Raw genomic sequence first — 26081 nt, forward strand, 5'->3', positions numbered from 1 at the left:
CCCCGCGGGGGCCGCAGCCCTTCCCCGAGAAGCAGCCGTCGACGGGACCGACCGAGGGGGAGAGATGACGCCACGCACCGTCCTCACCATCGCCGGCTCCGACTCCGGCGGGGGAGCGGGCATCCAGGCCGACCTGAAGGTCTTCGCGGCGCTCGGCGCGTACGGCACCAGCGTGATCACCGCGGTCACCGCGCAGAACACGCGGGGCGTCGACGCCGTCCTGCCGCTGCCCCCGGCCACCGTCACCGACCAGATCGAGAGCGTGCTGGCCGACTTCACGGTGGGCGCCGTGAAGACCGGGATGCTCGGCACACCGGCCGTCGCCGACGCGGTGGTCGACGCCGCCCGGGCCGGCCGGCTGCCGCACCTGGTCGTCGACCCGGTGCTCGTCGCCACGAGCGGGCACCGGCTCGGCGTGGTGACCGCGGTCGAGCGGCTGCTGCCGTACGCCGAGGTGGCGACGCCGAACTGCGCGGAGGCCGCGGCCATCACCGGACGCCCGGTGACCACGGTCGAGGAGATGGTCGCCGCCGCCGCGGCGCTGGCCTCCAACGGGCCGGCCCACGTGGTGGTGACCGGCGGCGACCTGGAGGGCGGCGAGGCGGTGGACGTGCTGCACGGCGGCGGCACGACCACCCTGTTCCGCGCGCCGCGCGTGGACACCCGGCACACCCACGGCACCGGCTGCTCGTTCTCGGCGGCGGTCGCCGTGCGGCTGGCGTGGGGTGACGCGGTGCCGGCCGCCGTGGCGGCGGCCAAGGAGTACGTGACCCGTGCGCTGACCGGCGCACGGCACTGGGAACTGGGCGCTGGACGGGGCCCACTAGACCACTTCGGCTGGTCCAGGTGACCACCAGGGAGGCTGTCATGCAGGCACGACGCAAGGTGTACGTGGAAGGGTCGCGGCCGGACGTCCGGGTGCCGTTCGCCGAGGTGACGCTGACCGGGGACAACCCGCCGGTGCGGCTGTACGACACCTCCGGGCCCGGGTCCGACCCGCAGGTCGGGCTGCCGCCGCTGCGTGGACCGTGGATCGCCGAGCGGGGCGACGTCGCCCCGGTGCGCGGAGCCGGCACCCCGCTGGCGGGTGCGGACGGCCGGCGGCCCACACAACTCGCGTACGCCCGGGCGGGTGTCGTGACGCCGGAGATGGAGTTCGTGGCGATCCGGGAGGGGATGGCGCCGGAGTTCGTCCGCGACGAGATCGCGGCCGGCCGGGCGGTGCTGCCGCTGAACGTCAACCACCCCGAGTGCGAGCCGGCGATCATCGGCAAGGCGTTCCTCGTCAAGGTGAACGCCAACATCGGCACCTCGGCGGTCAGTTCGTCGATCGCCGAGGAGGTGGAGAAGCTGACCTGGGCCACCCGGTGGGGCGCGGACACGGTCATGGACCTCTCCACCGGCAAGCGCATCCACGAGACCCGCGAGGCGATCGTGCGGAACTCGCCCGTGCCGATCGGCACCGTGCCGATCTACCAGGCTCTCGAGAAGGTCGGCGGCGACCCGGTGAAGCTCAGCTGGGAGGTGTTCCGGGACACCGTCGTGGAGCAGGCCGAGCAGGGCGTCGACTACATGACCGTGCACGCGGGGGTGCGGCTGCCGTACGTGCCGCTGGCCGTGGACCGGGTGACCGGGATCGTGTCGCGGGGCGGCTCGATCATGGCGGCGTGGTGCCTCGCGCACCACGAGGAGAACTTCCTCTACACGCACTTCGCCGAGCTGTGCGAGATCTTCGCGAGGTACGACGTCACCTTCTCCCTGGGCGACGGGCTGCGCCCCGGCTCGATCGCCGACGCCAACGACGAGGCGCAGTTCGCCGAGCTGAGGACGCTCGGCGAGTTGACGAGGGTCGCCTGGGAGCACGACGTCCAGGTGATGATCGAGGGCCCGGGGCACGTGCCCATGCACAAGATCAAGGAGAACGTGGACCGCCAGCAGGAGTGGTGCCACGAGGCGCCCTTCTACACCCTCGGGCCGCTGACCACCGACATCGCGCCGGCGTACGACCACATCACCTCGGCGATCGGCGCCGCGATGATCGGCATGTTCGGCACGGCGATGCTCTGCTACGTGACGCCGAAGGAGCACCTGGGGCTGCCCGACCGGGACGACGTGAAGGCCGGCGTGATCGCGTACAAGATCGCGGCGCACGCGGCCGACCTCGCGAAGGGGCATCCCGGGGCGCAGGCGTGGGACGACGCGCTCTCGAAGGCGCGGTTCGAGTTCCGCTGGGAGGACCAGTTCAACCTCGCGCTCGACCCGGAGACCGCACGGTCGTACCACGACGCCACGTTGCCGGCCGAGCCGGCGAAGACGGCACACTTCTGCTCGATGTGCGGCCCGAAGTTCTGCTCGATGAAGATCACGCAGGATCTCCAGGAGTACGCGGCCCGCGGCATGCGGGACAAGTCGGCGGAGTTCGTGAACGCGGGCGGCCGGGTCTACCTGCCGTTGGCCTGACCGGCGGCGGACCGCCCACCCTGACCGGGTTGTCCGCCTGGTCGGCGGCGGGCTGTCCACACGGAACGACGCCCGGGGCACCGCCCCGGGCGTCGTCGTGCCGGTCAGTCCCGGTTCAGTCCCGGTGGTGGCGGCCGGTGGAGCGCAGCGAGCGCCGGCCGCTCTCCTGCTCGGGCTCGTTGTCGGCCAGTGGCCGGCCCAGCCCCGCCACCCAGTCGACGTACTCCTCGTCCTGCGCCGCCAACGGCTCCGGTTCCTCGGTCTCCGGATTCCGCGAGCGGTTGCGCCGGAACAGCCCGAGCCGACTGCGTTCACGCCCGTTCGGCTGCGCCGCCTCCGTGGCCGGCGGTGTGGCGTCGTCCTCGCCGTCGTCCGTCGCGGCGCCGTTCGCCGGGGTGGTGGGCGTACCGGTCGACACCGGTCCGGCGCGGCGGGCGGTGGCGAGGGCCTCCCAGTTCGCGGCCCGGTGGAGGTCGGGCAGCGAGGCGCGGTGCCGGGCCCGCGGCGTCGCCTCGGACGGCTTCTCCGGTGCGTCCGGGTGGGCCGGTTCGGCCGCCGCGGGCGGTGTGCGCCGGGGGACCGGCCAGGCCGGCGTCAGCCGCCAGGACGACGTGTCCGTGCCCGTCCCGGCCGTCGGGTCGTCGCCGAGCCGCGAGGTGGCCGCCGTCTTCTCGCCCGAGGCCGTGGCGGTGCCGCTCGGGAGCGGCTCGCTCGTCGTGTCGTCGTCACCGGTCGCGCGGTCGTCGGCTGCCGGTGCGGCGGTGACGCGTCCGCCGGTGGGCGGCGTGGTCGCCACCTGGTCGGCGGCGGGTGGGGCGGCGCGGTCGGGTGCCGGTGCCGACGGGCGGGCCGGGGCGTCCGCACCGGGGTGGCCTTCGGGCGCCGCGGCACGTCCGACGCCGTCCGCCGCTACGGCGCCCGCGCTGCCGGCCGTGGCGTCGACGCCGGCGTGCGTGGCCGGGACGTCGACGCTTGCGGCCCTGGCGGCGCTGCCGACGCTTCCGGCCGTGGCCGCGCTGCCGACGCTTCCGGCCGTGGCCGTGCCGGCGGCCGACGGTGCGGCGTCCGCCGTGCCGGTCGTGGGCGCGGTGGCTGCGGACGTGGCGCCGGTCGGGGGTGAGGTCTCCGCAGTGGCCGTGGCGTCCGCGCCGCCGGCCGGCCCGGATGCGCCGGTGGCGGTGGCCGCGGCCGGCGCGTCCACGCCGGTACGGCTGGTCGAGGACCGGCCCTTGCGGGTGCGGCGCGGTCGCGGCGTCGGTGCGTCCGCCGGTGCCTCCGCGCCGGTCCCCTCGGTCGGCGTCGCCTCGGTGGTGGACGCGGCGGCGCTCGCGGGCGGCGACGACGGCGCTGCCGAGGACCCCTCGGCAGCCGACGGCACCTCGGCCGGCGTCGCGGTGCGGCCCGTCGCCTCGGCGACCGAGCCCGTCGGAGCCGGCTCGGCGGGGCGCGACGGCGTCCGCTTCCGGGCCGCCGACCTGCGCCGCGCCCCGGCGCCCTCGGCGGCCGAGGGCTCGACGCCGGTGTCCTCGGCGGCGGCCGGAGGCGTGGCGCCCGTGGCGCCGGACGCGGCATCGGGCGCCTCCGAGGCGGTGCCGGCCGGACGGCCCAGCGTCGACTCGACGGTGAGCGGCGCCGAGGCCGGGTCGTCGACGAGCGGCCGCCGGCGGTCGTCCGTCGGCCACGACCGGGTGGCGCTCCCGGTCTCCGGCCAGTCCCAGTGCACGGGGGCGGTGCGGGCGGTCGTCGGTCCGGCCAGGCCCGTGACGGGAAGGGCGTCCGGTGACGTGACCGTGCCGGTCGGGCGTACGGCGAGGTCGGCGCCGGCCGGGTCCGCGTTCTCGTCCGGCTGACCGGGCCGCGTACCGGTCGGCGGCAGCGCCGGACCGGCGGGCAGCGGGGGAAGGACGGCGCTCGGCGTGATGGCGTGCGCGCCCGTGGTCCGGGTGCCGGCCGGCCAGCGCAGCAGGGCGGCGGCGGCCGCGCCGAGGGCTCCGGCGGCCACCGCGATGAGCGCGCCGTAGTACGGCGTCGTCTGGTACCGGTCCACCGCGTCGCCGGGCCCGGCGGTCAGGTAGGCGAAGGCCACCAGCACCGGGCCGGCCACCCCGGTCGCGCCGCTGACGAGCGGCACCTGACCCCGCCAGCGGGCCAGCCCGGCGGTGGACGCCCCCGCGAGCAGCGCCACGATCGGCAGCAGGAACAGCGACAGCCGCTGGGCCGCGTCGGCGTCCAGCCAGGTGGGCTCCAGCACGCCGAGCCGGACCGTGCGCAGCGGGCCGCTCGCCCCGAGGGACGGCAGCGCGGAGAGCAGCGCCAGCAGCCAGACGGCGCCGGCCACCGCCGCCACGTTCCAGCCGAGCGGTGGGTTGAGCAGCACGGCGATGGCCGCGCCGGCGCCGACGACCGCGCCGAGGACGGCGCAGATGCCGACCGCGAACACCGGGTCGACGGAGATCAGCTCCGCGGCCCGGGCGGGCTGCATGCACAGCGGCGCGACAGCGGTGGCGCCCAGCGCGGCGGCCGCGCCGACGGCGAGGTGCCGGCCGGTGGTGGCCGGCACCGGACCGCGGCGCGCGAGGCGCCCGGCGAGCACCGCGCCGGCGACGGCGGCGTTCGCCGCGAACCAGGCGACCCACACGAGCTGGGCCGGCCACTGGTTGACGGTCGCCCCGGTGAAGGCGCCGGTGAGCCGTACGATGCCGAAGCCGTACGCGACGCCCAGCTGACCGGCCCCGGCCAGCACGCTCACCCCGAGCGCTGTGAGCAGCAGTTTGCCCCACGTCCGAATGGCCATGTCCGGCACGTTACGCACCTGGTACGCCGGATCGCCACCGGCACGCCGCGCAACGTGACGGCCGCCCGGACGGCCGCCCTAGAGGAGCTCGACCAGCCGGGCCAGATAGGTCGTGGTGCCGACGTTGGTCAGCATGTGCACGGCGCCCGGGTCCCGGTAGACGACGCCGCCGGTCGGCTCGTCGGCGTCGATCCGGGTGCCGTCGATCGTCTGCACGACGTTCTTGGCGCCCTGGACGGCCACCACGAGGTACGGGTGGTCGTGCCGGTGCAGCGGCTGGGACTCACCCGGTTCGAGGCGGATGTGCCAGACCCGCACCCGGTCGTTCTCGTACACGACCTCCTGGCCCACCGGCCCGAGTTCGATGCCGTCGGTCACGTTGCTCATCGGTCCACTCCGTCCAACTGCGGCAGCACGTCGCTGGCGATCAGTTCCAGATGGTCGAGGTCGTCGATCGCGGTGAAGCGCAGGTGCACCCGGGTGGCACCGATCGCCGCGAACCGGCCGATCCGCTCGACCAGCAGGGCGGGGGAGCCGACCACCGCGTCCTCGGGCGGCAGCGCGCTCGCCACGTGCAGCGGCGCGGCCCGCCGGTGCGCCTCGGCGTCGGTCCGGCCGACGGCCACGACGATCCCGGCGGAGAGCACCAGCGGCGCCCGCCCGGACCCGGCCCGGTCCACCCGGTCGCAGGCCTCGCGCACCCGCTCGTACGCCTCGGCGGTCTTCTCCACCGAGGTGAACGGCATGTTGAACTCGTCGGCGTATCGGGCGGCGAGTTCCGGGGTGCGCTTCGGGCCGCGGCCGCCCAGGATGATCGGGGGCCCGGGCACCTGCACCGGCTTCGGCAGCGCGGGCGCGTCCACCAGCCGGTAGTGGTCGCCGGTGAAGCGGTAGGTCTCGCCCACCGGGGTCCGCCACAGCCCGGTGACCACCTCGAGCTGCTCGGCCAACCGGTCGAAGCGTTCGCCGACGGGCGGGAACGGGATGCCGTACGACGTGTGCTCGCGTTCGTACCAGCCGGCGCCGATGCCCAGCTCGACCCGGCCGCCGCTCATCCGGTCCACCTGGGCCACCATCACGGCGAGCGGCCCGGGCAGCCGGAAGGTGGCCGAGGTGACCAGCGTGCCGAGGCGGATCCGGTCGGTCTCCCGGGCCAGCGCGGCCAGGGTCAGCCAGGCGTCGGTCGGGCCGGGGAGACCGGGGTCGTCCCCCATCGACTGGTAGTGGTCGGCGCGGAAGAAGCCCTCGTACCCGCAGGCCTCGGACGCCCGCGCGAAGCGGAGCTGGTCGTCGTAGGTGGCGCCACGGTGCGGTTCGACGAAGACCGACACCCGCACGGTCATCGTCCCTCCGCGCCGGCGGCCACCGGCTGGTCGCGCTCCATGAGCAGCTCGTGCAGGTCGGCGCTGACCCGGGCGACGTCCGCGAGGTGCGCGTTGCGGCCGAGCGTGCGCGGCCGGGGGATGTCCACGTCCACGATCTTGCGGATCCGGCCGGGTCGGGGGCTGAGCACCACCACCCGGTCGGCGAGCAGCACCGCCTCGTCGATCGAGTGGGTGACGAAGACGATCGTGGCGGCGCTCTCCATGTGGACCCGCTGGAGCTCGCCGGAGAGTTCCTCGCGGGTGAGCGCGTCCAGCGCCGAGAACGGCTCGTCCATGAGCATCACCCGGGGCTCGCCGATCAACGACCGGCAGAGCGACACGCGCTGCTGCATACCGCCGGAGAGCTCGTGCGGCAGCCGCTTCTCGAAGCCGGCGAGCCCGGCCATGTCGAGCAGCTGCCGGGCACGCTCGCGGTACTTGGCCCGGCTCCAGCCGAAGATCTCGACCGGCAGCAGCACGTTGTCGAGGACCGTACGCCAGGGCAACAGGGCGGGCTTCTGGAACAGCATCGCGATGTCCCGCCGGGGCTTGGCGACCGGCGTGCCGGCGACGGTGATCTCGCCGGCCGTCACCGGCAGGAGCCCGGCGACCAGCCGCAGCAGGGTGGACTTCCCGCAGCCGGAACGGCCGAGGATGGCGACGAACTCGCCCTCGGCGACGTCGAGGTCGATCCCCCGCAACGCCTCGACGCGGCCGGAACGGCCGTCGAACGTGCGGGCCACTCCGGACAGTCGAATCATCTCCGGCGTGCCTTCCCCTGAGTGGGCGGTCAGGAATTCGACACAGGCTAGCCCGCCTGGATCCTGAGTGCACCGTCCGGGGTGGACGTCAGTTTGTTTCCGTTCCGCAACCCGAAACGCCTGGCGTCGCAAAGGTTGGGTTCTCGTACGCTGTGCCCGCGAAGAGTCCCCTCACGACGGTGGTGCCGGCCTGCCCCCTTTCGCCGGCGCCCCGCCACAACCCCCTCCGGTGGCCTGCCGGCCCCGGTCGGAAAGGACATGGTGCACTGATGAGAAGGCTGACCCGTACGGTCGCCGCGGCCGCGCTGGCCACCGTCCTCGCCCTCGCCGCGGGTTGCAGCGGCGGCTCGGATTCCTCCGACGACAAGGGCGGCGGCTCGGGCGGACTGGAGAAGGTGACGTACCTCACCTCGTTCGGCAACTTCGGCCGTGACTCGTACGCCTGGGTGGCGAAGGACAAGGGCTTCTTCAAGGAGGCCGGCTTCGACGTCGACATCAAGCCCGGCCAGGGCACCGGCTCCGTCATCCAGACCATCGTGGGCGGCCAGGCCGACTTCGGCCCGATCGACCTGACCGGTGGCCTGCTCCAGCTCGGCAACGGGCAGGCCAAGGACTTCGTGGCGGTGGCCGCGATCCAGCAGCGCACCATGGCCGCCATCGCCACCCTCGAGGGCAAGAGCATCGCCACGCCGAAGGACCTGGAGGGCAAGAAGCTCGCCGACACCCCCGGCTCCGTGGTCCGCAACCTCTTCCCGACGTACGCCCGGATGGCCGGCGTGGACGCCAGCAAGGTGACGTGGGTCAACGGGGACGCGCAGACGCTGATCCAGACCCTGGCCACCGGCCAGGTGGACGGCATCGGCCAGTTCGTCGTCGGCCAGCCCACCATCGAGGGTGTGGCCAAGAAGAAGGCTGTCCTGCTGCCCTACAGCAACGTGATGCAGGACCTCTACGGCAACGTGCTGATCACCTCCTCGAAGATCGCCAAGGAGAAGCCGGAGATGGTGAAGAAGTTCACCGCGGCGCTCATGAAGGGCCTGGAGTACAGCCTGGCGAACCCGCAGGAGGCCGCGGAGATCCTGAAGAAGAACGTCGACGCGACCAACGTCGCCTCGGCCGCCGCCGAGCTTCAGCTGATGGCCGGGTACGTCCGGTCGAGCAACTCCGGCACGGCCCTGGGCACCCTGGACAGCGGCCGGGTGGCCAAGAGCATCGCCATCCTCCAGGGCGCCGGCACCCTGAAGCAGAACATCACCCCCGAGCAGATCATCGACTTCAGCCTCACGCCGAAGGCCTGATCACTCAGTTGACACGGGGTGCGCCCACCGGAGTCCGGTGGGCGCACCCCGTCCGGCGTCCCGGCCCGTGCCGGACGATCCGAAGGAGGAGACATGACGGAGGTCCGGTCGGCGGAGCCGGTGACCGAACCCACGACCGCGGGGACCGAACCGGTGGCACGCGCCGGCGGGGCCGCCCGGGCGCGCGTCGCCGGGGCGGGCGCGGCGCTGCTGCCCGCGGTCGGCCTGCTGATCGCGCTCGCGGTGTGGTGGCTCACCGCCCGGCTGGAGCTGGTCCACCCCGCGGCCCTGCCACCCCCGGCGGACGTGCTGACCGCGTTCGTCGACAAGCCCGCCCGGATGCTCGAACACACCTGGGACAGCACGCTGGAGATCCTCATCGGGTTCGCCCTCTCCGCGGTGGCCGGCGTCCTCATCGGGCTGGCGTTGGCGTCGTCCCGGACGGTGGAGCGGATGTTCACCCCGTTCCTCGTCGCGGTGAACGCGGTGCCCAAGATCACACTGGGGCCGCTGCTCGTGGTGGCGCTCGGCTGGGGCCAGAAGCCGATCCTCACGATGGTGTTCCTGCTGTCGTTCTTCCCGATCGTGCTCGCCACGGCGACCGGCCTGACCACCACGCCGGCCGACCTCGCCGAACTGGTGCGCTCCTGGAACGCGTCCCGCTGGCAGGCGTTCCGCAAGGTGCGCTTCCCGGCCGCGCTGCCGCAGATCTTCGTGGGCCTCAAGGTGGCCATGCCGCTGGCCGCCATCGGCGCGGTGATCGGTGAGTTCCAGGCCGGCGAGGGCGGTCTCGGCTACGTCATCCAGCAGTACGCCGGCATCGGCGACACGGCCACCGCGTGGGCGGCCATCATGCTGGTCGCGCTGGTCAGCATCCTGCTGTACAGCGCCGTCGTGCTGGTCGAGCGCCTCGCCCTGCCCTGGGTCCGCGAAACCACGAGCAGCCGCTGACCACCACAACGACCACGGGCAGCCAGACGAACCAGGGTCACCCCGGAAGATCCCCCACAGAAGATCCCCCACAAGGACGCCGGGCCGGCCTCCCCACCGGGAAGGCCGGCCCGCGAACGTGCCCGGCGCCGAAGCGCCAAAGGTGTGGCCCACCGCGCCCGGCGCAGGGATCAAGCCTGACCGCCCGGAGCCGGGCGTGGTGGGCCACAGCCCCCACCCGGCCCGCGACGGAGGCTCACGGCCGGGACACCTACCACCGGCCGGCCCGCGTCAACCCGCCAACCGCCAGCGCCCGTTGCGCGCCACGAGCGTCGTCAGCGCCTGCGGCATCAGCCCCGAGTGGTTGTCCGGGGTCATCCGGATGGGGCCGGAGAGGCCGTCGAGCTGGGACGTCTCCAGCACGTCCCGGATGCCGTTCCGGTTGACCCGGTCCGCGGGGCCGCCGGCGCGCAGGTGCGCGTCGGCGATGAGCTGGAGCGCGTCCGCGGCGAACGAGGAGCCGCCGTTGTACCCGCCGAACCGGGCGGTGTAGTCCTGGAACCACTGCCGGCGGGCCGCCTTGGCGGGCGTGGTGGCGATGACGTCGTCGATCACCATGGTCTGGGTGAAGATCAGGGTCGCCCGCTCGGTGGCCTTGGCGGACTCGCCGAGGAAGAGGTCACCGGCGGCCCCGGCGTCGAGGTAGAGCGAGCCGGTGAACCCGGCGTCGTGGGCCGCGGTGGCGGCGAGGGCGGCCTGCTCCGGCGAGGTCCAGAGGACCAGCGCCTGGGGCTTGCGCGCGGTGAGCGAGGCGATCTGCTGGCTGACGTCCGTGTCGGTGGGCTTCACCGTGGCCTCGCGGAGCAGCCTGATGCCGGCCTTGTCGAACTCGCCCTGCAGCGCGGTCGCCCCTTCGCGGCCGTAGTCGTCGTCGCTGCGCAGCAGCGCCACCTTGCGGACGTTCTTGCGGATCAGCTCGCTGGCGAGGGCGGAGGCGTTGTCGTCGGCGTTCGGGCCGAGCTTGAAGACGTACCGCCGCTCCGCCACCGGGTTGGCCACCGCGTCGGACGTGGCGAGCGCGATCGTCGGGATCCGCTTCTCGTTGATCGTCCGCACCGCGCCGATCACGCACTCGTTGCAACTGCCCATGATGATCGCGCTGACCTGTGGGTCGCTGCTGAAGTCGCCGATGTTGCGCAGCGACTCGCTGGCGTCGGACCGGTTGTCCTTCACCCGCAGTTCGATCCGCCGCCCGGCCAGCACACCGGAGGCGTTCAGCTGCTCGACCTTCAGCTCCAGGGCGCGTTGGTACGCCTTGCCCATCGGCGCGGCGGAGCCGGAGAGTTCGAGGTCCGCGGCGATCACGATCGGACTCGCCGCCACCTCGTCGTCGCCGAACTGGCAACCGGTGAGTGTGCCGGCGAGCACGACGGATGCGAGCGCGGCGAGGGTCGCGGAGCGGATGGGGCTCAAGTCGTCCTCCAGGTGCGGGGCGCGGGGGCGCTGCCCGGTCACCGCCACTATTCCGTCCTCAGTGGAGCGACGGGAAGGGTGTGCCGTACGGTGTGCGCGAAGCCTGCAAAACCTTGCCAACGGCGGGCGCTGCGGTCAAGCGCGTGCGCGGATGGTCGTTTCGGGACGGCCGTCCCACATGTTGGTGACGTACGGCGTTTGCAAGCGGTCACTTTCCACACACGACCGACCACTCTGTGGTCACATGACCAGTTCAGGGCCTTGCGGAATTGAAGGTAACAGTTGACCGGATCAGGGGTTGCGCGCCGTCCGACCGTTATCTGCCCGGCTGCGGCTTCCCAAACAGGAGCGTCTCTGATGAAATCGCGGCCGTGCCGCGCGTGCCGCCGCCCACCGCGCCCGGCACGGTTCGGCGGTTCAGGCGTGGATGAAACGACGGAGGCGATGTCGTGAGCACCGGACCGACGACTCTGCCCGAGAACCGTGCGAGTGCCCGGCCGGCGCGTCGTCGACTGCCCCGGCTGCGTGACGCCCGGATCCGGTCGAAGCTGGCGCTGATCCTGGTCGTGCCCGTCGCCGCGGTCATCGCGCTGGCCACCGTCCGGCTCATCTCGGTCGGGCAGGGCGCCCTCGACGCCACCCAGGCCCGGTCGCTGACGCAGTTGGCCGTCGACGTCTCCGCGCTGACCCAGGACCTGCACGCCGAGCGGATGGCCGCGGCGGAGTACCTGGCCGCGCCGCAGCAGCAGGCCGACGCCTACAACCTGCGCGTCCGCGAGACCCAGCAGCGCGTCGACGCGTACCGCGAGGAGCGCCGGCGCGTCGGTGACGACGTGCCGGCCGCCCTGCGCGAGCGGCTGGCCGCCATCGACGCCCACCTGGAGACGCTGGACAGCACCCGGCAGGAGGTGCTGGACCGCCGGCAGATGGCGATCGCCGAGGCCGTGCTCCGCTACGGCGTCATCCTCGACGACCTGGTCTCGTACGGCGACGGGCTGGCCCAGCTGCCCGGCAGCGAGCGCCTCGCGGACGCCCGCCGCGCCGTCGCGGCCTTCGCCCGCGCGAAGGCCGCGGTGGCCGAGGAGGAGGCGGTGGCCTTCACCGCGCTCAGCGCCGGCCAGCTCGACGAGGAGCAGTTCTCCTCGTTCGTGGCCACGCTGACCAGCCAGCAGGAGGCGCTGCTCGCCTTCTCGCTGGCCGCCGACCCGGCGCAGCGGGCCCTCGTGAACAGCACCGTCTCCGGTGACGCGGTCGGCCTCGCCGACCGGGTCGCCGCGGACATCACCCGCTCGGTCGGCCAGCGCCCGCTCGTCACCGCGGCGGCCGCCACCGCCGCCATCGGCGCGGTCAACGACCTGATGCGCTGGGCCGAGATCCAGTTGCAGGACGCGCTCTTCGCCCAGACCGACCAGGCGCGCTCGGATGTCATCCAGCAGGCGCTCATCGAGTCGGTGCTCGTGCTGCTCACGCTGGTGATCGCCGTGACGCTCGCCGTCGTGCTGGCCCGGTCGCTCAACGACTCGCTGCGCCGGCTCCGCGAGGGCGCCCTCTCGGTGGCCAACCACGACCTGCCCGACGCCGTGCAGCGCCTGCAGAACATGGGCAGCGTCGGCGAGGGCGGCGTGGACGAGATCGTCCGGCAGGTCCGCGACCCGATCAACCTCACCAACCGCGACGAGGTCGGCCAGGTCGCCACCGCCTTCAACGTGGTGCACCGGGAGGCGGTGCGGATCGCCGCCGAGCAGGCCGCCCTGCGTACGAGCGTTTCGGCGATGTTCCTCAACCTGGCGCGGCGGAGCCAGACGCTGGTCGACCGGATGATCGGCGAGCTGGACGCCATCGAGCGCGGCGAGGAGGACCCGAAGCGCCTCGCCCAGCTCTTCGAGCTGGACCACCTGGCCACCCGGATGCGCCGCAACGACGAGAACCTGCTGGTGCTGGCCGGCGCCGACTCGGCCGTGCCGCGGCGCGACGACGCCCTGCTCGTGGACGTGCTGCGCGCCGCGCAGTCCGAGGTCGAGCTCTACAACCGCATCGAGTTCGGCACCGTCGACACCGACATCTCGGTGGCGGCGCACGCCGTCAACGACGTGGTCCGGCTCGTCGCCGAGCTGCTGGACAACGCGACCCGGTTCTCGCCGCCGAACACGATCGTCGTCGCCGACGGCCGGCGCATCCGGGACTACGTGCTCATCCAGATCGAGGACCGCGGGCTCGGCCTCACCGACGAGCAGCTCGACTCGCTGAACCGCCGGCTGGCGGCGCCGCCGACCGTGGACGTCGCGGCGTTCCGGCTGATGGGTCTCGCGGTGGTGAGCCGGCTGGCGGCACGCTACGGCATCCGCGTCGAGCTGCGGCGCAACGTCGAGGGCGGCACCGTCGCGCAGGTGACCCTGCCCAATTCCACGGTGGTGCTGCCGACGCACCGGGGCCGGGAGCAGACGCTCACGAGGCCGCGGCAGCCGATGGCGGTCGAGCAGGCGCCCCACACCCCGGTGGCGCTCGCCGAGCCGCGTACCGGCCTCACCTCGGCCGCCACCCTGACCAGCCAGTGGCGCACGAGCGCGCCGGCGCCGGCACCGTGGCAGTCCCCGATGGACGCCCAGGACGGCACCCCGGCCGTGTCGGCGGGCGGCCTGACCGCCACGCCGCCGGCCGCGCCACCCGCTCCCGCGACGCCGCCAGCCCGGCCGGCGTACGCCGGTGGGCTCGCCGACAACCCAACGGCCGCCCACCCGACGCTCGCCCCGCTGCCCCGGCGCTCGCCGGCCACCAGCGCCACCGACCTGTCGTCCGCGGCGGGGCTGCCGCTCGGGCCCACCGCGGGGCCGGGCGCCGCACCGCCCGCCCCGCCCGTGCCGGCGGCTCCGCCGCCCATGCCGGCCGTCCCGCCGGCGCCGGTCGCGGCACGTCCCGAGCCGGCGGCCGAGGCGCCGATCTTCCGGGAGATGGAGGCGGTCTGGTTCCGCTCCCACGGCAACGACGCCACGGCGATCTTCACCCGGCCGCAGTTCGACGAGCCGCCCGCCGGTACGCCGTCCGCCGCCCCGGCCACCGCGCCGGTGGCCAGTGCCGCCCCGACCGTCGGCGCCAGCGCCGCCCCGGCGGCCACGGCTCCGGCCGCCCCGGCCCCGCCACTGCCCACCCGTACCCCCGGTGGCAGCGGCGCCGTCCCCCCGCCCCAGCCGCCGCCGTCGTACACTCCGCCGGCGAGCACGGCCACAACCGCCGCGAGCACGGCCGCAACCGCCGCGAGCACGGCCGCGCCCCCCGCGAGCGCGGCGCCCGCCGCGAGCACGGCGTCCTCCGCGCCGGACAGTGACGCCGGGGCCTGGCGGACGGCGGCCGACGAGGGCTGGTCGCGCGCCAGCCGGGCGGCCGAGCCGGCCACCGGCGGGACCACCCGGTCCGGTCTGCCCAAGCGCGTGCCGCAGGCCCAGCTCGTCCCCGGCGGTGTCGAGCCGCGCGGCGGCCAGCAGCGCACCCGGCGCAGCCCGGACGACGTACGTGGTCTGTTGTCGGCCTACCACCGCGGTGTGCAACGCGGTCGGTCGGCCGGTACGGACCAGAACCGCACCTCTACCAAGGAGACCCGATGAACAGGCCAGCGGCCATGCAGGACATGGGTTGGCTGCTCACCAACTTCGCCGACAGCGTGGCGGGGATCGCCCACGTCGTGGCGGTGTCCGCCGACGGGCTGCTGCTCGCCTCGTCCCGGGACCTGCCCCCGGACCGGGCGGACCAGCTCGCCGCCATCACGTCCGGCGTGGTGAGCCTGACGGAGGGTGCCGCCCGGATGTTCAGCGCCGGCGGCGTGCTGCAGACCGTCATCGAGATGGACAGCGGCTACCTGTTCCTCATGTCGATCAGCGACGGGTCCTCCATGGCGGTGCTGGCCGCCCGCAGTTGCGACGTGGGTCAGGTCGGTTACGAGATGGCGTTGCTGGTCGAGCGGGTCGGCGCCGCGCTGGTGCCGCTGCCGCGGGACGCGGTGCGCTCGTAGCACACGGGGCGCGCCCGCGCGCCCGCACAGGAACGGGAAGGGACCGGGGCCGCACGGGCGCCGGCACGGAGAGGAGGTGATCGCGGATGGAACCCCGGCGTGACCCGCGCGGCGCGCTGGTGCGCCCGTACGCGGTCACCCGCGGCCGTACGGAGCCCCGGCAGGACATCGCTCTGGAAGCGGTCCTCATGGCGACGCCCACCCAGGTCGCCGAGTCCCGCTTCGCCGGCCACGACAAGCACCGCATCGCCACCGTCTGCGAGGGACGCGCGCAGTCGCTGGCGGAGATCGCCGCGTACACCCGGATGCCGCTCGGCGTCGCCCGGGTGCTGGTCGCCGACATGGTGGCCGAGGGCCTGCTGACGCTACACGCTGCTGCTCCCGCCGAGGGGTTCGAGGAGCGGATGGAACTGCTGGGAAGGGTGCTAAGTGGACTTCGCAGGCTATGACCCCGCCAGGGGGCAGCAGAGCCGCGGGATCGTCTCCGCCAAGATCGTCATCGCGGGCGGGTTCGGCGTCGGCAAGACCACACTGGTCGGTTCGATCTCCGAGATCACCCCGCTGCGGACCGAGGCGGTGATGACCGCGGCGGGTGTCGGGATCGACGACCCGTCCAAGGTGCCGGGCAAGGAGACCACCACCGTCGCCATGGACTTCGGCCGTATCACGATGGCCGACGACCTGATCCTCTACCTGTTCGGTACGCCGGGTCAGACGCGCTTCTGGTTCATGTGGGACGAGATCATCCGGGGTGCGGTGGGGGCCGCCGTGCTGGTGGACACCCGCCGGATCACCGACGCCTTCGCGCCGCTGGACTACTTCGAGAACCGCAAGCTGCCGTACGTGGTCGCGCTGAACTGCTTCGACGGTGCGCCGCGCTACGAGCTGGAGGAGGTTCGCGAGGCGCTGGCGATCTCGCCCGACGTGCCGCTGATCATGACCGACGCCCGCCGCCGGGACTCGGTGAAGCAGGTGCTGGTCACCGTCGTCGAGCACGCCATGATCCGGCTCCAGGCCGAGCACGGCCGGGGGTACCCGGCGCCCGTCGGCTGACCCGCCGCCGGCGGGGGCCACGCCGCGCCCGAGTGCCCACGGCGCGCGGCGGTCAGTCCACGCGCAGGCGGTAGCCGCGCTTGACGACGGTCTGCACGACGCGGGGAGCGCGCAGGCCGGCACGGAGGCGGGCCACCGCCATCTCCACCGCGTGCTCGTCCGCTCCGCGCGGCAGCGTCCGCAGCAGGGCGGCCCGGGACAGCACCCGTCCGGGCCGCTGCGCGAGCGCCCGGAGGACCGCCATCGGGGCCGGCGCGAGCGGGCGCAGTTCCCCGTCGACCACCGCCGCGTGCCCGCGCAGGGTGAGGACGTGCCCGGCCGCACGGCAACTCACCGTGCGCCGGGGCAGCTCGTCGGCGATGGTGCGGACCAGCGCGTCGATCCGGGCGCGGTCCGGTGTGCGTACCGGCACCCCGCGCCGTCGCAGCGGCTCCGCGGTGACCGGTCCGACGCAGCCGGCCAGCACCTCCGTCCGGAACGCGGCGAGCACCGCCTCGCTGCGGTCCCCGGCGGCCCGCAGCAGGGCCTCCGCCGCCGGTGCGGAGGTGAACGTGACCGCGTCGACCAGCCGGTTGGCGATCAGGTCGACGAGCCGGTGCAGCGGCGCCGGGTCGGTCGGCGGCGCCCACCGGTGGACCGGCACCTCGACGACCGTCGCGCCGGCCGCCTCCAGCGCGAGGGTGCACTCCGGCTGCCAGTCGCCGTGCAGCTGCGTGGCGACCACCCGCCCGGCGATCCCCCTCCGGCGCAGGTGGTCGACCACCTCGTCGCAGTCCTCGGTACGCGGGGACCACCGGTCGCGCAGGCCGGCGGCACGGACGGCGGCGCGCGCCGCGGGGCCGCGGGCCACCACGTACGCCCGGGCCAGCGCCGCGCGCAGCGGCTCGCCCAGACCCCACCCCTCGGCCGCCTCCAGCCAGCCCCGCATGCCGGCGTTCGCCACCAGGACGTCCGGGGGCCGGTCGAGGCAGGCACGGGTCGCCTCGCGGAGCCCGGTGTCGTCGGTCAGCGGCACGATCCGCACCGCCGGGGCGAGCACGACCCGGGCGCCTCGCCGCTCCAGCAGCGCGGCCAGTTCGTCGTGCCGCCGGTGCGCGGTCACTCCGACGGTGAAGCCGGCGAGTTCCTCCCGCATCACCCCTCCTGTCGCGTCCGCACCCGTCCGGCGGCGCGCCCCGTCCGCGGCCGGGGCGGCCACGGCGTCCGCGCCCCGGGCGGCGTCCGGCGGTGCCGCCACGCGGTCCGCCCGCCGCCGGCGAGCGGCCGGGCGGCCTCGGCGGGTGCCGCCCGGGGTTCGTCCGCCGCCGACGGTCGACGACGGGCCGCCGGCCGTCGTGGTGGTGCGGGCACGGCTCGCCGGGGGCCGCGTGGCCGTCCGCGCACCGTGCGTCATGCGGGCACAGCGTGCCGCCGGGCGGTTTCCGGCCCGGGTCCCTCCTGTTTCGGTCCTGTCACGGCCGGTTCACACCGCTCGCCGGTGACCGCCCACTCTCGGACGTTTAGGATGTGGGACAGGTTTCCTGGATTATGGGAGGGCGCCATGACCGTCGCCGAGGCGTTCGACGCCGTCGCCGGCACCTACGACGAGGCCCGCCGCCGGCTGGTGCCCTGCTTCGACGCGTTCTACGGCACGGCCGTCGAGGTGGCGGCGCCGCCGCTGCGCGCCGCGCTGGCCGCCGGGCGTACCCCCGAGGTGCTCGACCTGGGCGCCGGCACCGGCCTGCTGTCCCTGCTGGTCGCCGCCGCCGTGCCCGGGGTACGGCTCACCCTGGTCGACGCGGCGCCGGCCATGCTGGCGGTGGCCCGCGACCACCTGCGCGACCGCGACGTGCCGCACCGGACCGTGGTCGCCGACCTGGCCGACCCGCTCCCGGCCGGCCGGTACGACGCGGTGGTCAGCGCCCTGGCGATCCACCACCTGGACGACGTCGGCAAGCGGGCGCTCTACCGGCGGGCGGCCGACGCGCTGGTGCCGGGCGGGGTGTTCGTCAACGCCGAGCAGGTGGCCGGGCCGACGCCCGCCCTGGACCGCCGGTACGACGAGGTGTGGACGGCACGGATCACCGAACTCGGCTCGGACGCCGACGAGATCGCGGCGGCACGGGAGCGGATGCGGCACGACCGGCCGGCGCCGGTGGCCGACCAGTGCCGGTGGCTCACCGACGCCGGCCTCGCCGACGTCGACTGCTTCTTCAAGGAGTGGCGCTTCGCGGTCTTCGGTGGCCGCCGCCCCTGAGCGCCGGCCCGATGCGGCCCGGCCCGGCCTGAGCGCCGCCCGGCCCGGCCGGAAGGCCGTGATGTCCGGTTTGCCGCCCGCCGGTTGCCGGGATGACTGAGAGTCATACCGAGGGGTAGTCTCTCCGGCATGACTGCCAAGGTGACACTGTCGTTCTCCGACGAGACGATCGAGGAGGCCCGGCGGTTCGCCAAGCGCGAGGGGCTGTCGCTCTCGGCGTGGATGGACCAGGCGGCCCGGGAGAAGGCGCTGCGCGAGGTCTTCGCCGCCCACGCCGACGCCGTCGAGCGCGCCGGCATGGATCTCGAGTCGGCCGCGCTCGCCGACGCCCGCGAGGTGGACATGGTCGACGACCTGCTCTTCGGCGGGCGTCCGCGTGCTGCGTAGGGGAGAGGTCTGGCGCATCGAGGGCGCCCGGGAACGGCTCGGGCTGGTGATCAGCTCGGACGTCTACAACTCCACCGCCGTACCCATCGTGATCGTGGCCGAGGTGGTCGAGCAGGAGCTGCTGCGGGACTCGCCGCTCGCCGTGCCGATGGGTCGGTACGTGATCATGCCGGACCGCCTCTCCTCACCGATGAAGAAGTGGTTCACCGAGTGCGTGGACGTGGCGGACAGCGGGACCATGCAACGGGTGGGGCGCGCGCTGCGCATCCTCCAGCAGCTCTGAGCCGGGGCGCGGCACCGGGCCCGGAGCCCGCCGGTCGGGTGTGACATCGACCATGGCGGCCGGGCGGGCGCGCCGGGTGGGGACCCTGTTTTGACCAGCCGACCGGGCGCCGGGTATCGTTGCCTGCTGTTGTACGACATCCAGAGGCGTGCCCCATCAGGTACGCTTGGTCGTTCGTGCGCGCCTGGTGACCCGGCGCGCGACCCCAGACCGACGACGAGACAAGGTAGACCTGTGCGTACGTACAGCCCGAAGCCGGGTGAGATCGAGCGTCAGTGGCACGTCATCGACGCTTCTGATGTCGTGCTGGGCCGCCTGGCCACCCACGCCGCCACGTTGCTGCGTGGCAAGCACAAGCCGACCTTCGCGCCGCACGTCGACACGGGCGACTTTGTCGTCATCGTGAACGCGAGCAAGGTGGCGCTGACCGGCAACAAGCGGCAGCAGAAGATCGCCTACCGCCACTCCGGCTACCCCGGTGGTCTGAAGCAGGTCGGCTACGACGAGCTTCTGACCAAGCGTCCCGAGCGGGCCGTCGAGCTGGCTGTCAAGGGGATGCTCCCGCACAACAAGCTCGGCCGTAAGCTCATCAAGAAGCTGAAGGTCTACGCCGGTGCCGAGCACCCGCACGGCGCCCAGCAGCCGGTGCCGTTCGAGATCAAGCAGATCGCGCAGTGAGCGCGGGCGAAGGAAGCAGCATGACCGACATCACCGTCACCGAGGTCGCCCCCGAGGCCACCGAGGCGCCGGCGCCCGTCGCCCGCGCGCCCCGTGGTGACCGTCCGATCCAGACCGTGGGCCGCCGCAAGGAGGCCATCGTCCGGGTGCGCATCGTGCCGGGCACCGGCAAGATCACCTGCAACGGCCGCGACCTCGAGGCGTACTTCCCGAGCAAGGTTCACCAGCAGCTCATCAAGGACCCGCTGGTGACCGCCGAGAAGGCGGAGTCGTTCGACGTCATCGCCAACCTGCGTGGCGGCGGCATCACCGGCCAGGCCGGTGCGCTGCGGCTCGCCATCGCCCGGGCCCTGATCGCCAACGAGCCGGACGACCGCCCGGCCCTGAAGAAGGCCGGCTTCCTGACCCGGGACGCCCGGGTCAAGGAGAGCAAGAAGTACGGCCTCAAGAAGGCCCGCAAGGCTCCCCAGTACTCGAAGCGCTGATCAACAGCTACACGTTGTACGTGTGACGGACGGCCGGTCCGCCTCCCGCATCGGGAGGTGGGCCGGCCGTTTCGCCTTTCTTCCTCCTTCTTCTTCCAGCCGTGGCAACGGAGGTTCGGCGGTATGGGTCGGTTGTTCGGCACGGACGGCGTCCGCGGGCGGGCGAACGTGGATCTCACGCCCGAGTTGGCGCTCGCGGTCGCGGTGGCCGCGGCGCACACACTCGCCGAGACGGACCGGAGTCATCCGCCGGTGGCGGTGGTCGGCCGGGACACCCGGGCCAGTGGCGAGATGCTGGAGGCCGCCGTCGTGGCCGGGCTGACCAGCGCCGGCGCCACGGTGATCCGGGTCGGCGTCCTGCCCACCCCGGCGGTGGCGTACCTGACCGCCGAGGCCAAGGCCGACCTCGGGGTGATGCTCTCCGCGTCGCACAACCCGATGCCGGACAACGGGATCAAGCTCTTCGCCGCCGGTGGGCACAAGCTGCCCGACGAGATCGAGATGAAGATCGAGGCGGCGATCGAGGCGAACGCCACGACGGCGTGGGACCGTCCGGTGGGCGCCGGCGTCGGTCGGGTGCACGACCTGATCGACGGCGCCGACCACTACGTGCAGCACCTCGTCGGCACCGTGCCGCACCGCCTCGACGGGATCAAGGTCGTGGTCGACTGCGCGAACGGCGCGGCGGCGGAGGTCGCTCCGGCGGCCTACCGGGAGGCCGGCGCCGAGGTGATCGCCATCCACGCCGAGCCGGACGGGCTCAACATCAACGACGACTGCGGCTCCAACCACATCGAGGCCCTGCGCGCCGCGGTGGTCGAGCACGGCGCGCACCTGGGCATCGCGCACGACGGCGACGCGGACCGGTGCGTGGCCGTGACCGCCGAGGGTGACGAGGTCGACGGCGACCAGGTCATGGCCATCCTCGCGCTCGCCATGCGGGAGGCCGGCACGCTCACCGACGACACGCTCGTGGCGACCGTGATGAGCAACCTCGGGCTGCGGCTGGCCATGTCCGCCGAGGGAATCCGGCTCGTCGAGACGAAGGTCGGCGACCGGTACGTGCTGGAGGAGCTGCGCGCGTCCGGGCTGGCGCTCGGCGGTGAGCAGAGCGGGCACATCGTCATGCCGGCGTACGCCACGACCGGCGACGGCGTGCTCACCGGCCTGCACCTCATGGCGCGGATGGCGGCCACCGGCCGCAGCCTCGCGGACCTGGCCGCCGTGGTCACCAAGCTTCCGCAGGTGCTCATCAACGTGCCCGTCGGCGACCGTACCGTGGGCGCCGCCGCCCCGGCCGTGCGCGCGGAGGTCGAGCGGGCCGAGGCCGAACTGGGCGGCACCGGGCGGGTGCTGCTGCGACCGTCGGGCACCGAGCCGCTGGTCCGGGTGATGGTCGAGGCCGCCACCGAGACGACCGCCCGGGAGGTCGCCGAACGGATCGCCGAGCAGGTCCGCAACGCGAGCCCGGTGGGCTCCTGACCGATCCGGCGCCCGCCGGCGGGTTGTCCTGACCGGCCCGCGTCGGCCCGGTGGCCTGCACCGGCCCGCGGACCGCCGCCGCGCTTCACAGCCGCAGCCGGGCGGCCCGGTCGAAGGTGTCCGCCGGGTCCTCGCCCTCGGTGAGGTCGAGGTCCTCGACCACGCGGCCGTCGCCGAGGCGGATCAGCCGGTCGCAGCGGGCGGCGATGGCCCGTTCGTGGGTGGCGAGCACGATCGTCATGCCGTGCCGGTCGCGCAGGCCGAGCAGCAGGTCGAGGATCTGCGCGCCGGTGGTCGAGTCGAGGTTGCCGGTGGGCTCGTCGGCGAGCAGCAGCCCCGGCCGGCCCATCAGCGCGCGGGCGACGGCGACCCGCTGCTGCTGGCCGCCGGAGAGCTGCGCCGGCAGGGCCCGTTCCCGTCCGGCCAGGCCGACGGCCTCGACCAGCTCCCGGGCCTGGGCCACGTGGTCGGCGCGGCCGCGGCGGGGGAGCACGGGCGCGAGCACGTTGTCCAGCACGGTGAGCGCCGGCAGCAGGTGGTAGCGCTGGAAGACGAAGCCGACGCGTTGCCGGTACCGCGCCAGCCCGCCGCGGCGCAGGGCGGTGACGTCCACGCCGTCGACGGTGACGGTCCCCTCGTCGGGCTGCTCGATGGCGCCGATCAGGTGCAGCAGGGTCGACTTGCCCGACCCGCTGGGCCCGGTGAGGGCCACCACCGAGCCGGCGGCGATCGTCAGGGTCACGTCGTCGACCGCGGTCAGGCGCTCCGCGCCGGTGCCGAACCGCCGGACCAGGTGCTCGGTCGACACCGTGCTGCCGATCTGTTCGCTCATGGTCTACTCCTCTGCCAGTAGGCGTGCGGTCCGGAGGCGGTGCAGGAGGGCCGTGGGCACCAGGGCGGCGACCGCCGTCACCAGCACGCCGCCGAGGGCGACCAGCGCGGCGACCAGGACGAGCGGGCCGGGGAGGTCGCCGATCATCCAGGCCGTGCCGGCCAGGCCGACCGCCGCTCCCGTCACCGCGCCGGTAGCGCCCAGCGCCAGTCCCTCGTAGCCGACCAGCCGGGCGAGCGCGGAGTCGGTCCACCCCACGGCGCGCAGCGTGGCCAGCTCGGCGGCCCGGTCCCGGATGTTCAGGTAGAGCACGTCCGCGACGGCCGCCGCACCGAGCAGCACGGTCGCGGCGGCGGCCACGGCGTCCGCGCCGCGCACGCTCAGCGACACCAGGTCGCCGAGCAGGCTGCCGACGATGGCGCCGCGGAAGGCGTACGCGGCGGCGGCGACCAGCGTCAGCGCGGCCACCCCGATGGCGAGGGCGCCGGCGCCGAGGAGGGTGCGTCCGGGCGTACGGAGCAGGTTGGTCACGGCCAGCCCGAGCAGGGTGCGCGGCCGGCGGCCCCGGCGGGCACCGGCGACCAGCGGGCGGAGTGCGGCGGCCGGGTGGGCGCGTGCGGCCCGCAGCGCCGGCACCACGCCCGCCGCCAGCGCGAGCAGCAACGCCACGGGTACGGCCAGCGCCGCCCGCCGCCAGTCCACGTCGACGCCGAGCGCGGAGCCGAGCGGCACCGCGAGGGCCAGCGAGAGCAGGCCGGCCGCGAGGCCGAGCACGGCGACCTCGCCCAGGATCAGCGCCCCGATGCGGCGGACCGGCCAGCCGAGGCAGGCGAGCACCGCCAGCTCCGGCCGGCGGTCCCGGACGGCGGCGCTCACCGCGTTGCCGAGGAAGAGCGCGCACACCACCAGCACCAGACCGAAGAGCACGACGCTCTTGCGGTCCACCGCCTGCGTGATGACCGACGCGACGCCGAGCGCCGACCAGTTCTCGGTCAACCGCAGCAGGGGCCGCCCGAACGAACCCGGCGGCAGCTCGACGGTCTGCGGTGCCGGCGAGGAGCCGAGGGTGATGTCGACGTCCAGGCCGGTCCGCGTGGCGATCTGCTCGGCGATCAGGCGGACCCGCTCGGCCGAGCGTTCGCTGTAGCCGTCCACATCGGAGACCCGCACGCGGATGGCGCTGATCGGGGCCTTGATCTGGGGAGCGCCCCCGCGCTCCAGGAGCTTCGGCACGCTGCCGAGGTTGGTGAGCAGCAGCGGTGGCGCGGAGAGGTAGCCGGCCGGGTTGCCGCTCGGCTCCAGCGGCTGCCCGCCGAGCGCGGCCCGGCTCCGGTCGTCGGCGCCGTCCGCCACGGGCGGCTCGTACGTCTCCAGCGGCACCTGGCCGAGGTCGCTGAACCCGGTCAGCTTCGCCGGATCGAACACGCCGACCGCCCGCCAGGAGCGCCACGGCCGGTTGTAGCCCTCGACGAGCGGCAGCGGCCGCACCTCCCGCGATCCGACGTCGTCGGCGAGCCAGGGGCGGGGCCACGGGTTGAAGGCGCGATTCCCGCCGTACACCTCGCCGGCGCCGGGCGGTTGCGGGCGGGCACGCAGGCTGCCGTCGGGCAGCCGGTCGTACTGCACGTCGGCTGACTGCACGATGCTCTGCAGCTGGCCGACGCAGCACCCGAACTGGGAGATCCCCTTGTCGAGCAGGGCCCGGTATCCGGTCGCCACGTCGTACCGGCCGGACCCCGCCGGCGTTCCGGCGGCGCCGCCCAGCGTCTTCTCCAGGGCGGTTCCCGGCACCCCGGCCGGGCTGACCCCGGTGAGTCGGGTGAATCGGGCGGTCAGCGTCTCGTCGACGAACGGCCGGTTGGTGACGAGCACCGGCACCTCGTGCCGGGGAACCTTGGGATCGGGAGTCACCCGGACCGTGTCGTCGCCGCGCACGGCGCGGCCCGCCACGACCGCCCCGGCGAGGCCGACGAGCTGGTCCTCAGCCTCCGGGTCCACCGCCGCGAGCAGGAACGGCACCGTGAGGTGGTATGCCAGGACGAGCCGGTCGGAGGTCGACGGTTCGGGATAGTTGTCCGTGTCGGTCACCAGCGAGGTCAGGCTCTCGAACCGGCCGTCCGGCAGCAGGCGGACGGCGTCGACCGACCAGTCGTCGCGCTCGGAGTAGGTGCCGGCCGCCCCCAACAAGCCCTCTCCCGGGTTGCAGATGGCAGCGGTGCGCCCGTCGGGCAGCACCTCCCGTGCGAGCGCGCCACCGCATTCGGGTGGTACCGCGTACGAGCGACCGTCGGAGTACGGCACCGAGTCGGACGCGGATGGCGCGTCCTGTCGCGGGTAGATCAGCGGATGCTTCGTCACGTACACGTAGCGGGGCTTGCCGGGGGCGGTCGAGAGTCCCCGCTCGGCCACGAAGGTCGGGTCCACGCGGATCACCTGGCGGTCCAGCGACCGGTCGACCGCGTCGGTGAGGTCCAGTGGCGTCAGCAGGGGCGTGGTCGAGTAGCCGAGCATCGCGATCGGGGCCGCCACGTCGATGCCGGCGACGGCCTTGACCTGCTCGTACTGCTGCAGGGTGATGCCGCCGAAGAGGCCGGACAGGTAGTTCGGACGGACCAGGCCGCGCTCGGCCTCCAGGGGGGTGCGTGTCCCCTGGGGACGGACCAGGATGTCGTAGGCGGCCCGGGTGTTGCGCTCGACGGTGCCGGTGACATCCAGCCGGGAGGTGGTGGTGGCACCGGTGAGCACCACGAACCCGGTCGTCGCCACGAGCACGCCGACCAGCAGCGCCACCGACCGTCCCGCACGGCCACGAAGTTGACCCCAGATGAACCGCAGCAATGTCGCGCCTCCCCGTGTGCTGCCTCTCACTGTGCGCGTTACATTGTCACAATGCAAGACCCGAAGGGGAGGGGATCATGGCGATCCAGCACGCCGTCCTCGCGCTGCTCGCTCGTGGGCCCAGCTACGGCTACGAGCTGAAGAGCGAGTTCGAGAGCGCGGTCGGTCCACAGTGGGGACCGCTGAACATCGGGCACCTCTACCAGATCCTGGAGCGGCTGTCCCGGGACGGGCTGGTCGTCGCCCACCGGGAGGCGCAGCCGACGAAGCCGGACCGGGTGGTCTACGAGATCACCGAGGGCGGCCGGGCGGAGCTGGACCGGTGGCTGGGTGAGCCGAGCGCCCGCAGCGGAGGCTTCCGCGACGACTTCTTCCTCAAGGTGACCGCCGCGGCCCGGTCGGGGGACGCCTCGACGGTGCGGACGGTGCTCGGCAACCAACGGGCGCACCTGCTGCGGGAACTGCGCAACCTCGACGGCCTGCGACGCACGGCCGAGGATCCGGTGGTGGGACTGCTGCTCGCCGCCGCCTGCCGGCACGTGGAGGCGGACCTCGCCTTCATCGACGACGCCGAGTCGGTGCTGCTCACCGACGGCGGATCGCTGCTCGCGAGGCTCGCCGCGGCCCGCCCGGCCCCCGCGAGCGGATCGGGTCCGGCCCGCGCCGCGGGGTGATCGCCCGGCGGGCCGGGACCGGCCGCCGGGCGACCGGCGCACCATGTGGC

The 26081-nt window shown here is 74.1% G+C and carries 23 protein-coding genes; 15 read left to right on the forward strand and 8 right to left on the reverse strand.

What is annotated here, in order from left to right:
* Window positions 1-64: 64 nt before the first annotated feature.
* Together thiD and thiC are read left to right on the forward strand one after the other, a co-directional pair.
* On the forward strand, window positions 65-850 hold the full coding sequence (gene thiD / locus OG994_RS29005) for a bifunctional hydroxymethylpyrimidine kinase/phosphomethylpyrimidine kinase (RefSeq protein ID WP_328851584.1): 786 nt from the start codon (window positions 65-67) through the stop codon (window positions 848-850).
* Between the two features lie 17 nt (window positions 851-867).
* The gene (gene thiC / locus OG994_RS29010; RefSeq protein WP_120330624.1) at window positions 868-2460 is read left to right on the forward strand and encodes a phosphomethylpyrimidine synthase ThiC; all 1593 of its coding nucleotides are present in this window, start codon (window positions 868-870) and stop codon (window positions 2458-2460) included.
* 115 nt (window positions 2461-2575) lie between these two features.
* Here the strand turns inward: thiC and OG994_RS29015 are convergent, their stop codons facing one another.
* The 4 genes from OG994_RS29015 to OG994_RS29030 form a co-directional block, all read right to left on the reverse strand.
* Window positions 2576-5254 (reverse strand): hypothetical protein, encoded by a 2679-nt coding sequence (locus OG994_RS29015; protein WP_328851585.1) that lies wholly within the window; start codon window positions 5252-5254, stop codon window positions 2576-2578.
* A 78-nt stretch (window positions 5255-5332) separates the two neighbouring features.
* Window positions 5333-5641, reverse strand: coding sequence for a cupin domain-containing protein (locus tag OG994_RS29020; RefSeq protein WP_120330622.1), 309 nt, complete (start codon window positions 5639-5641; stop codon window positions 5333-5335).
* Window positions 5638-6591, reverse strand: a complete 954-nt coding sequence (locus OG994_RS29025; RefSeq protein ID WP_120330722.1) for an LLM class F420-dependent oxidoreductase — start codon at window positions 6589-6591, stop codon at window positions 5638-5640. Before OG994_RS29025 ends, OG994_RS29020 begins: the two co-directional genes overlap by 4 nt.
* Window positions 6592-6593: 2 nt before the next feature.
* Entirely contained in the window at window positions 6594-7379 is a 786-nt protein-coding gene (locus tag OG994_RS29030; RefSeq protein WP_328851586.1) for an ABC transporter ATP-binding protein, read from the reverse strand.
* A 269-nt stretch (window positions 7380-7648) separates the two neighbouring features.
* Between OG994_RS29030 and OG994_RS29035 the strand changes: the two genes are divergently transcribed.
* On the forward strand, window positions 7649-8677 hold the full coding sequence (locus OG994_RS29035) for an ABC transporter substrate-binding protein (protein WP_120330620.1): 1029 nt from the start codon (window positions 7649-7651) through the stop codon (window positions 8675-8677).
* A 93-nt stretch (window positions 8678-8770) separates the two neighbouring features.
* On the forward strand, window positions 8771-9628 hold the full coding sequence (locus tag OG994_RS29040) for an ABC transporter permease (protein WP_328851587.1): 858 nt from the start codon (window positions 8771-8773) through the stop codon (window positions 9626-9628).
* A gap of 270 nt (window positions 9629-9898) precedes the next feature.
* Here the strand turns inward: OG994_RS29040 and OG994_RS29045 are convergent, their stop codons facing one another.
* Window positions 9899-11080: an ABC transporter substrate-binding protein gene (locus tag OG994_RS29045; protein WP_328853822.1), complete on the reverse strand. Its 1182-nt coding sequence runs from the start codon at window positions 11078-11080 to the stop codon at window positions 9899-9901.
* Between the two features lie 449 nt (window positions 11081-11529).
* Here OG994_RS29045 and OG994_RS29050 point away from each other — a divergent pair, with 449 nt between their 5' ends.
* The 4 genes from OG994_RS29050 (at window position 11530) to OG994_RS29065 (ending at window position 16136) form a co-directional block, all read left to right on the forward strand.
* Entirely contained in the window at window positions 11530-14679 is a 3150-nt protein-coding gene (locus tag OG994_RS29050) for a sensor histidine kinase (RefSeq protein ID WP_328851588.1), read from the forward strand.
* Entirely contained in the window at window positions 14676-15083 is a 408-nt protein-coding gene (locus tag OG994_RS29055; RefSeq protein ID WP_088976088.1) for a roadblock/LC7 domain-containing protein, read from the forward strand. Before OG994_RS29050 ends, OG994_RS29055 begins: the two co-directional genes overlap by 4 nt.
* Window positions 15084-15169: 86 nt before the next feature.
* A complete protein-coding gene (locus tag OG994_RS29060) occupies window positions 15170-15532 on the forward strand; it encodes a DUF742 domain-containing protein (RefSeq protein WP_120330617.1) in 363 nt (120 codons plus the stop codon).
* On the forward strand, window positions 15513-16136 hold the full coding sequence (locus OG994_RS29065) for a GTP-binding protein (protein ID WP_120330616.1): 624 nt from the start codon (window positions 15513-15515) through the stop codon (window positions 16134-16136). The genes OG994_RS29060 and OG994_RS29065 overlap by 20 nt, the downstream gene beginning before the upstream one ends.
* A gap of 52 nt (window positions 16137-16188) precedes the next feature.
* Here the strand turns inward: OG994_RS29065 and OG994_RS29070 are convergent, their stop codons facing one another.
* Window positions 16189-17271: a uroporphyrinogen-III synthase gene (locus tag OG994_RS29070; protein WP_120330720.1), complete on the reverse strand. Its 1083-nt coding sequence runs from the start codon at window positions 17269-17271 to the stop codon at window positions 16189-16191.
* 405 nt (window positions 17272-17676) lie between these two features.
* On the opposite strand from OG994_RS29070, the gene OG994_RS29075 reads away from it, so the two are divergent.
* The 6 genes from OG994_RS29075 to glmM all read left to right on the forward strand — a co-directional run bounded on the left by OG994_RS29075 (window position 17677) and on the right by glmM (window position 21687).
* A complete protein-coding gene (locus OG994_RS29075) occupies window positions 17677-18372 on the forward strand; it encodes a class I SAM-dependent methyltransferase (protein WP_328851589.1) in 696 nt (231 codons plus the stop codon).
* Window positions 18373-18501: 129 nt separating this feature from the next.
* Window positions 18502-18759 carry a DUF6364 family protein gene (locus tag OG994_RS29080; protein ID WP_120330614.1) on the forward strand — a complete coding sequence of 86 codons (258 nt, stop codon included), beginning with the start codon at window positions 18502-18504 and terminating at the stop codon, window positions 18757-18759.
* Window positions 18749-19042 carry a type II toxin-antitoxin system PemK/MazF family toxin gene (locus OG994_RS29085; protein WP_120330613.1) on the forward strand — a complete coding sequence of 98 codons (294 nt, stop codon included), beginning with the start codon at window positions 18749-18751 and terminating at the stop codon, window positions 19040-19042. The genes OG994_RS29080 and OG994_RS29085 overlap by 11 nt, the downstream gene beginning before the upstream one ends.
* A gap of 234 nt (window positions 19043-19276) precedes the next feature.
* Window positions 19277-19720: a 50S ribosomal protein L13 gene (gene rplM, locus OG994_RS29090; RefSeq protein ID WP_120330612.1), complete on the forward strand. Its 444-nt coding sequence runs from the start codon at window positions 19277-19279 to the stop codon at window positions 19718-19720.
* Window positions 19721-19740: 20 nt separating this feature from the next.
* Complete coding sequence (gene rpsI / locus OG994_RS29095; RefSeq protein ID WP_120330611.1) at window positions 19741-20205, forward strand: 30S ribosomal protein S9; 465 nt, start codon at window positions 19741-19743, stop codon at window positions 20203-20205.
* Between the two features lie 123 nt (window positions 20206-20328).
* Window positions 20329-21687, forward strand: coding sequence for a phosphoglucosamine mutase (gene glmM, locus OG994_RS29100; RefSeq protein WP_120330610.1), 1359 nt, complete (start codon window positions 20329-20331; stop codon window positions 21685-21687).
* 85 nt (window positions 21688-21772) lie between these two features.
* Here glmM and OG994_RS29105 read toward each other — a convergent pair whose 3' ends face one another.
* Together OG994_RS29105 and OG994_RS29110 are read right to left on the reverse strand one after the other, a co-directional pair.
* Window positions 21773-22519: an ABC transporter ATP-binding protein gene (locus OG994_RS29105; protein WP_328851590.1), complete on the reverse strand. Its 747-nt coding sequence runs from the start codon at window positions 22517-22519 to the stop codon at window positions 21773-21775.
* Between the two features lie 3 nt (window positions 22520-22522).
* Entirely contained in the window at window positions 22523-25357 is a 2835-nt protein-coding gene (locus OG994_RS29110; RefSeq protein WP_328851591.1) for an FtsX-like permease family protein, read from the reverse strand.
* Between the two features lie 77 nt (window positions 25358-25434).
* Between OG994_RS29110 and OG994_RS29115 the strand changes: the two genes are divergently transcribed.
* A complete protein-coding gene (locus OG994_RS29115; protein ID WP_328851592.1) occupies window positions 25435-26031 on the forward strand; it encodes a PadR family transcriptional regulator in 597 nt (198 codons plus the stop codon).
* Window positions 26032-26081: the final 50 nt, after the last annotated feature.

Source organism: Micromonospora globbae, assembly GCF_036184225.1.
Classification (GTDB): Bacteria; Actinomycetota; Actinomycetes; order Mycobacteriales; family Micromonosporaceae; genus Micromonospora; species Micromonospora globbae.